Raw genomic sequence first — 7,689 nt, forward strand, 5'->3', positions numbered from 1 at the left:
TCGGGGGCGGCGGGAGCCGGGTTTCAGCCCGGCCGGCCAGGCAGGCCGACGGGCAATCCGTGCCTTGGCCGCTCCGCCGTCGTCTCGCCGGCCTCCCCAGGACAGGACCGGCCTCTGCCCGGATCTTCCGACGCCGGCAGGGCGGCTCATCGCGGCGACCGCGCCCGGTGCCCGGCGCGTGGCCGTCTGTTGCAAGGGGCGCGGACGGGGCGGCAACCGCAGGCCAAAACGAGGACAGCCCCGCCGGCGTGCCGGCGGGGCTGTCCTCGTGTCCGTAGTTAGTCCTGTTCGCCGCCGTAGCCGATGCCGGCGTACAGGCTTGGCCGGGCCGACTTCAGGTACAGGCCCCAGGCCACTCCGGCGATGCCAGGCACCACCACGAGGGCCGGCAGCAGCCAGGACAGGGCGGATGCGCCTTCCGCGCCGATAAGGACGTTGAAGTTGACCACGATCAGGACGAACACCACGCCGAGGCTGAGCATGGCCAGGGCCGGGGCAATGAGCCGGGTCCACAGCGAGTAGCCCGTCCCGTGCTTGCGGAAATAGCCGATGACTGCCGCGGAGATCAGCACGAGCAGCAGGACCAGGCCGAAGGCACCGGTGTTCGTCAGCCAGGTGAAGAAGGTCAGCACCGGGTAGAGGGCGCCGAGTTCGGAGCCCGTGCCGGCGACCGCAAAGATGATCAGCATGACCAGCGCCAGCGCCGACTGGGCGAGGGAGCCGGCCACGGGCGCGAAGGTGCGCGGATTCACCCGGGCCAGGCTGCGGGGGAGGACTCCCTCGCGGCCGAGCGAGAAGGCGTAGCGGGCCACGGCGTTGTGGAAGGCCATCAATGCCGCAAACAGGCTGGTGATGAACAGGATCTGGGTGACGTCGGCAAGCAGCATGCCGCCGTGCTCGTTCAGGAACACGAAGATGAGGTCGGGGCCGAATTCCTGCGATTTGGCCACGATCTGGCTCGGTCCGGTGGCAATCGTGGTCGCCCAACCGGAGAAGGCGTAGAAGAGCGAGATGACCGCGACGGCGATGTACGTGGCCCGGGCAATGGAACGTTTGGGGTCCTTGGCTTCCTCGCTGTAGATCGCAGCGGACTCGAAGCCCATGAAGCCGGCAATGCTGAAGGCCAGGGCCGCGCCCACGCCTGCGGTGAAGAGGTTGGAGGGAGCCATCGATGCACCGGAGATGCCCTCGGGTGCCACCGCCAGGGCGATGATGTCGAAGATCAGCACCGCAAGGAACTCGAGGCCGACCAGCACGGCGATCACCTTTGCGGATAGGTCCACCTTGTTGATGCCCAGCCAGCCGACGACCAGGAAGCCGGCCAGTGCGGTCGCCCACCAGGGCACCTCGATGCCGAGTTTGCTGCCGATGAAGGAGGCCGAGGCGAAGCCGAACAGGCCGTAGATTCCCACCTGCATCGCGTTGTAGGCAACAAGTGCAACCCACGCTGAGCCCACACCGGCCGCCCGGCCAAGGCCTTGGGAGATGTAGGCGTAGAACGCGCCGGCGTTGCGGATGTGGGCGCTCATCGCGGCATAGCCGACGGCGAACAAGGCCAGGCAGACGCCGAGGACGATGAAGGACAGCGGAATGCCCAGCACCTCGGTGACGGCGAAGTTGCTGGTGGTGCCGCCGGCCACGACGGTCAGCGGGGCCGAGGCGGCGATGATCATGAAGACCAGTGCCGGAACGCCGAGTGTGCGCTTGCCGAGGCCCGACTCACTGCCCTGCTGCTGCGCCAGCGTTTGTTCCTGTGACATGAAAACCTCCAACGGGAGAATAAAGATTCCTCGATTGTGCCAATCCGTGGCTCGAATCACTTGCCATTGGCGGCACTGCACTTGACGAACCGTGCACATGTGCCCGCGTTCCCGGCCGGCGGCCCTAGGCGCTTCGGCGGCGCGTGGTAATGCAGCCGCCTACCGGCTGCCCTGCCGGTACACGCTCGGCGGCTCGCCGAAGGCGTTGCGGAAGATCCGGCTGAAATGCGCCGCATCGACGAATCCCCAGCGCGCCGCGATGGCGCCCACCGGGCGGTCGGCCAGGATGGGGTCTCGCAGGTCCCGGCGGCAGTGTTCGAGCCGCCGGGTGCGGATCCAGTTGGCCACCGTGGTGCCGGAAGCCGCGAAAATGTTGTGCAGGTGCCGGGTGGAGACGAAGTGGGCGCCGGCGATGTCCGCGGGCGAGAGGTCCGGATCCCCGAGGTGGTCCTCGATGAAATGCCGGATCCGGGCCAGCAGTTCGCCGTGGCTGCCGGTGGCCGGTTCGCGCCGTGCGGCCAGTTCGCTTTCGAACATGGTGGCGATCAGGTCGACCACATTGTGGGCCAGCCGCAGGCCGCTGGCCCCCGACAGGGCATCCAGGTTTTCGGCCAGCTGGACCATGAAGGGACTGATCATCCGGCCCAGTCCGGCGTCGCCGGCCAGCCGGACCGCGGTCAGCCGGGAGACCTCCTCGGCCGGCAGGTCCAGGGCGTCGTGCGGGAACATCAGCACCAGCGTCCTGAATTCCTCGCCAAAGCCGAGGGTGTAGGGCCGGTGCGTATCGTAGACCGCCAGGTCGCCCGGGCGCAGGGTGGCTTCGCGGTTGTCCTGGACCAGCAGGCCATGGCCGGACAGCTGCAGGTTCAGCTTGAAGTACAGCCGGTCCGAGGAGGAAATGAGCGACGGCGTGCGCAGCACCCGGTGGCCGCTGGCGGTCACCTCGGCAATGGACAGTTCGTCGAGCACCTGCGAGCGGATGCGCCCCTGGAAGCCGTCGGTGCGGTCGGTATGCACATCCAGCGGGACGAAGGAAGCGTTGACCAGATGCCGCCATTCGGCAAAGTTGCCGGCGAACTCGGTCCGGACGTCCGACTTGCGGGCGGTCCTGCGGGCCGCCCGCCGATCCTCGTGGTGCGGTTGCTGGAGAAGTGCAGTGTTGAACGTCACAATGCATCCAATGTAGCTGCCATTTCCGCGCCTGTCATCTTTTTTCGACGGACGGTGAAAAATATTCCTAGGATCCGGTGGCAAGCAGCTCCAGGTAGCCATCGAGCTGGGCTGTCAGCTGTGCCGGGGCATACTGGGCCGGTGTCAGGGCGGCGGTGATCTGCGCACCCAGGACCATGTTCATCAGGAAGCCGGCAAGGTCCGCATCGGGCACGGCGGTGTGGATCTGGCCCGCAGCCCGGGCCTCGGCCAGATACGCCAGCATGGTCGAGCGCCACAGTTCCATCGATGCCTCGTGCAGCTGCGCCTTCGCCGTGTCGGTCAGCGCCTTCTGCCAGAACGGGATGACGATCCGCGCCTCGCTGATCCGCTCCTCGTCCAGCGGCAGGATCTCATGGCAGTAGGACCGCAGCGCCGCCAGTCCCGCCATTCCGGCGGTGGCGGCGGCCATCCGCCGGTTGGTCTGGTTGAAGACGTGGCCGAAGGCGAAGGTCAGCAGGTCGTCCTTGGTGGGGAAGTAGGGCTTGAGCGCGCCGTTGGCAAATCCGGCCTCGGCGGCGATTTCCCGCATGGTGGCCCCCTCCATGCCATCCCGCGCGATGATCCGCCACGTTGCATTGACCAACTCCACGCGGCGCTGGTCATGGTCGACGATTTTCGGCATTCCGTCCCCTTTTTGAACCTTTTGTAGAAAAACCCTTGTGACCCATCTTACGTACGGCTATTATCTACACTCATAGAAAAAAATTGCCGGATGTTCCCGCAGACTGAGGATCCGGCAGGTGCCAACCGTTCGAAAGGGCAGCCATGACCACCTCACCCACCGAGCTCGCCTCCGCCTACGCGCTGGCTACCGCCGGCGAGATCACCCGCGTGCGGGAGATCCTCGCCGCCGCCGGCCTGGTGTCCGAGAGCACCCGCTTTGCCTACCTTGGCCTGCTGGATCCGCCGCGCCGCGCGGAACAGGCTGCCGGAGACCGGCGGTTCCGGGCTTTCCTGCACGACATCACCGGAGCGGCGCCGAAGGACGTCACGGTGTCCGTGACCCGCGGCGAAGTCGAATCCGCCACCGAGCTGGACACATCCGTGACCGGCGAGCTGCCGGTGCTGGACGAGGAATTCGCCGTCGTCGAGGAGATCCTCGCCCGTGACGAGCGCTGGCTGAAGGCGATCGCGGACCGCGGGCTGGACATCGACAAGGTCCGCGTCGCCCCGCTCTCCGCAGGCGTGTTCGAGTACCCGGAGGAGAAGGGCCGGCGCATCCTGCGCGGTCTGGCCTTCTACCAGAACTTCCCCGAGGACAGCGCCTGGGCACACCCGGTGGACGGGCTGGTGGCGTACGTGGACATCGTCAGCAAGACCGTGGACCAGGTGCTGGACTTTGGCGCCATGCCGTTGCCGGCCGAGCACGGCAACTACACCGACCCGGAGCTGACCGGCCCGCTGCGCGAAACCCAGAAGCCGATCAACATCACCCAGCCCGAGGGCCCGAGCTTCACCGTGGCCGGCGGCAACCACATCGAATGGGAGAAGTGGAGCTTCGACGTCGGCTTCGACGCGCGCGAAGGCGTGGTGCTGCACAACATCGCCTTCCAGGACGGGGACCGGAAGCGCTCGCTCATCAAGCGCGCCTCGATCGCCGAGATGGTGGTGCCCTACGGCGATCCTTCCCCGGTGCGCTCCTGGCAGAACTACTTCGACACCGGCGAGTACCTGGTCGGCCAGTACGCCAACTCGCTGGAACTGGGCTGCGACTGCCTGGGCGAGATCACCTACCTGTCCCCGGTGATCGCCGACGGGTTCGGCAACCCGCGCGAAATCCGCAACGGCATCTGCATGCATGAAGAGGACTGGTCCATCCTGGCCAAGCACTCGGATCTGTGGACCGGCATCAACTACACCCGCCGCAACCGCCGCATGGTGGTCTCCTTCTTCACCACCATCGGCAACTACGACTACGGCTTCTACTGGTACCTCTACCTGGACGGCACCATCGAATTCGAGGCCAAGGCCACCGGCATCGTATTCACCAGCGCCCACCCGGGCAAGGGCTACCCCTACGCCTCGGAGATGGCCCCCGGCCTGGGTGCCCCGTTCCACCAGCACCTGTTCAGCGCACGCCTGGACATGGCGCTGGACGGATTCAGCAACCGGGTGGAGGAAGAAGAGGCGGTCCGGGTCCCGATCGGTCCGGGCAACGAGCGCGGCAACGCGTTCACCCGCAAGCGCACGCTGCTGGCCACAGAGTCCGAGGCCGTCCGCGAGGCGGACATGGCCGCCGGCCGGACCTGGCACATCTCCAACCCCGAGTCGCTGAACCGGCTCGGCGAACCGGTGGGTTACAAACTCTTCCCGCAGGGCCAGCCGATGCTGCTCGCGGACCCGGAGTCCTCGGTCGCACGCCGCGCGACGTTCGCCACCAAGGACCTATGGGTGACCCGGCACGCCGAGGAGGAACGCTACCCCACGGGAGACTTCGTCAACCAGCATGCCGGCGGGGCCGGACTGCCCGCCTACATCCAGCAGGACCGCAGCATCGACGGCGAGGACATCGTCCTCTGGCATACCTTCGGCCTGACGCACTACCCGCGCGTCGAGGACTGGCCGATCATGCCGGTGGACACCGCAGGCTTCAAGCTGCGTCCGGACGGCTTCTTCGACCGCAGCCCGGTCCTCGACGTCCCGGCCAGCAAGCCCGCCGGCGGGCACTGCCACCGCTGAGCACGGAAGGACGCAGGACCATGATGCCGAACCCGACGGCGCACCCGCGGCTGTGTGCCGCAGTGGCTTTGGCCTCGGTGGCCGTCCATGTCTGGATGGCCTTCGGCCACTCCCATGCCTGGTGGCAGAGCGCGGCCATGCTGCTGATGGCGGCGTACTGCCTGCCCTGCGCCCTCACCTTGTGGCGGCGCGGGGCGGCGCACCCGGCGGCCATGCTGCTCTGGTCGGCCGCCGGCATGGCCGGGCTGCACCTGGTGCTGCTGGCCGCGGCCGCACTGCCGGCCGGCCACAGCCACCACGGCGGAACCTCCGCACATCTGGAGGCTGCGCAGTCCGGGCCGATGCTGGCGGTAATCGCCCTTGAACTGGCGGTAGCGGTGCTGGCGGCATCCTGGCTGCGCCGGCTTCGGCTGGCGGCGGTGCACGCGGCCTGACCCACTGGCTAAGGTCCAGGCCCGAAGGCCCCGCGGCGAGCTTGCGAGCGGCGGAAAGGCCTGGAACGGCGGGGGCTCCCACCCAGGGAGCCCCGCCGTCGTCGTTAACGGATGAACGGACGATCCTGCCCAAGTTTGCCGGCCCAAAGCGGGGCAGGTTGGCGTCCTGCCCACTTTTCCCGGCCCCAAGCCGGGCCGGCCGGTACGGACTAGAGTGGATGATGCGGGCACAGCCGGAGCGGGCGTTAGACATGGATTCCGGTGCGATCACGCTGTTCTTGGCCGGCGACGTGATGACCGGCCGGGGAGTGGACCAGATCCTGCCCGTCCCGTCCGGGCCACGGCTGCATGAGCCGCATGTGAAGGACGCCCGGGACTACGTGGCGCTGGCCGAGGCGGCCAACGGCCCGATCCCGGCGCCCGTGGAGCCGGCCTGGCCCTGGGGCGACGCGCTGCGGATCCTTGACGAGACCGCCCCTGACGTCCGGATCATCAACCTCGAGACCAGCGTGACCGTCAGCAGCGACTATGACCGCGGCAAGGGGATCCATTACCGGATGCACCCGGCCAACATTGGCTGCCTCACGGCCGCCCGGATCGATGCGTGCGCGCTTGCAAACAACCATGTGCTGGACTTCGGCAGGCCCGGGCTGGCCGAAACCCTGGCCACGCTCGCTGCTGCCGGCCTGGGCACCGCCGGGGCCGGCCGGAACGCCGCCCAGGCCTGGCTGCCGGCAACACTTCCCGCCGCCCGGGGACGGGTCTTGCTCTGGTCGGTGGGGATGGAATCGAGCGGCGTCGCACCCGGTAATGCCGCCGGTCCGGACCGGCCCGGCCTGGCGTTCCTGTCCGGCCCGTCCGACGAGTCGGCGGACCTCGTCCTCGGGTGGGTGCAGTCGGTACAGCAGCCCGGGGATCTGGCGGTGGTGTCGGTGCATTGGGGGTCCAACTGGGGCTACGCCGTGCCCGAGGCGCACGTCCGGTTCGCGCACCGGCTCGTCGACGGCGGCGTGGACGCGGTGTACGGGCACTCCTCGCACCACCCGCGCCCGCTGGAAACCTACCGTGGCCGGCCGGTGCTGTACGGCTGCGGGGACCTGGTCAACGACTACGAAGGAATCCGCGGCTACGAGCAGTTCCGTGACGACCTGCGCCTGCTGTACTTCCTGACCTTCGACGCCCGGACACACGAGCTGCGCGGGCTGCGGCTGGTGCCGCTGCAGGCCCGGCGGATGCGGCTGCAGCCGGCGGCGGTGTCCGACGCCGAATGGCTGCGCGGGGTACTGAACGACGCGGGCAGCCGCTTCGGTACCCGGCTGGATGCTGCCGGGGACGCTATGGCCGTCCGGCTGGGCTGAACCGGCCCGGCCCGCAGCTGTCCGTTCACTATGCTCCAGACCCACGTCCCGGGGCCCGGACGTGGGTCTGGTGCGCAGTCAGTGATCCATACGGGGGACTCGAGCACAGTCCATGCGGGGGCGGGGCCGGGTCGGAGTGTGGGCGGGTACGACGACGGCGGGATGCGGCACGTGTGCCGCACCCCGCCGTCGTTCCGGTGGCAGGAAGGACGTTAGACCTGGTTGCCGAGTTTGAAGCCCTTGGCG

Annotated in this window: 6 protein-coding genes; 3 read left to right on the forward strand and 3 right to left on the reverse strand. The window is 68.3% G+C overall.

The window, feature by feature from the left end; genetic code table 11:
* Nucleotides 1-278 precede the first annotated feature (278 nt).
* From LVY72_RS19280 to LVY72_RS19290, 3 genes are all read right to left on the reverse strand, one after another.
* Nucleotides 279-1,760: an APC family permease gene (locus LVY72_RS19280; protein WP_237825224.1), complete on the reverse strand. Its 1,482-nt coding sequence runs from the start codon at nucleotides 1,758-1,760 to the stop codon at nucleotides 279-281.
* 159 nt (nucleotides 1,761-1,919) lie between these two features.
* Nucleotides 1,920-2,807 (reverse strand): AraC-like ligand-binding domain-containing protein, encoded by an 888-nt coding sequence (locus tag LVY72_RS19285; protein WP_237825249.1) that lies wholly within the window; start codon nucleotides 2,805-2,807, stop codon nucleotides 1,920-1,922.
* A 190-nt stretch (nucleotides 2,808-2,997) separates the two neighbouring features.
* A complete protein-coding gene (locus LVY72_RS19290) occupies nucleotides 2,998-3,594 on the reverse strand; it encodes a TetR/AcrR family transcriptional regulator (protein WP_237825226.1) in 597 nt (198 codons plus the stop codon).
* A gap of 143 nt (nucleotides 3,595-3,737) precedes the next feature.
* Here LVY72_RS19290 and LVY72_RS19295 point away from each other — a divergent pair, with 143 nt between their 5' ends.
* The 3 genes from LVY72_RS19295 to LVY72_RS19305 all read left to right on the forward strand — a co-directional run bounded on the left by LVY72_RS19295 (nucleotide 3,738) and on the right by LVY72_RS19305 (nucleotide 7,443).
* Nucleotides 3,738-5,651 carry a primary-amine oxidase gene (locus LVY72_RS19295; protein WP_237825233.1) on the forward strand — a complete coding sequence of 638 codons (1,914 nt, stop codon included), beginning with the start codon at nucleotides 3,738-3,740 and terminating at the stop codon, nucleotides 5,649-5,651.
* A gap of 20 nt (nucleotides 5,652-5,671) precedes the next feature.
* Entirely contained in the window at nucleotides 5,672-6,085 is a 414-nt protein-coding gene (locus LVY72_RS19300; protein ID WP_237825235.1) for a hypothetical protein, read from the forward strand.
* A 251-nt stretch (nucleotides 6,086-6,336) separates the two neighbouring features.
* A complete protein-coding gene (locus LVY72_RS19305) occupies nucleotides 6,337-7,443 on the forward strand; it encodes a CapA family protein (RefSeq protein ID WP_237825237.1) in 1,107 nt (368 codons plus the stop codon).
* The last annotated feature ends 246 nt before the right edge of the window (nucleotides 7,444-7,689 follow it).

Origin of the sequence: Arthrobacter hankyongi, from assembly GCF_022012395.1 — a bacterium.
GTDB classification, from domain to species: domain Bacteria; phylum Actinomycetota; class Actinomycetes; order Actinomycetales; family Micrococcaceae; genus Crystallibacter; species Crystallibacter hankyongi.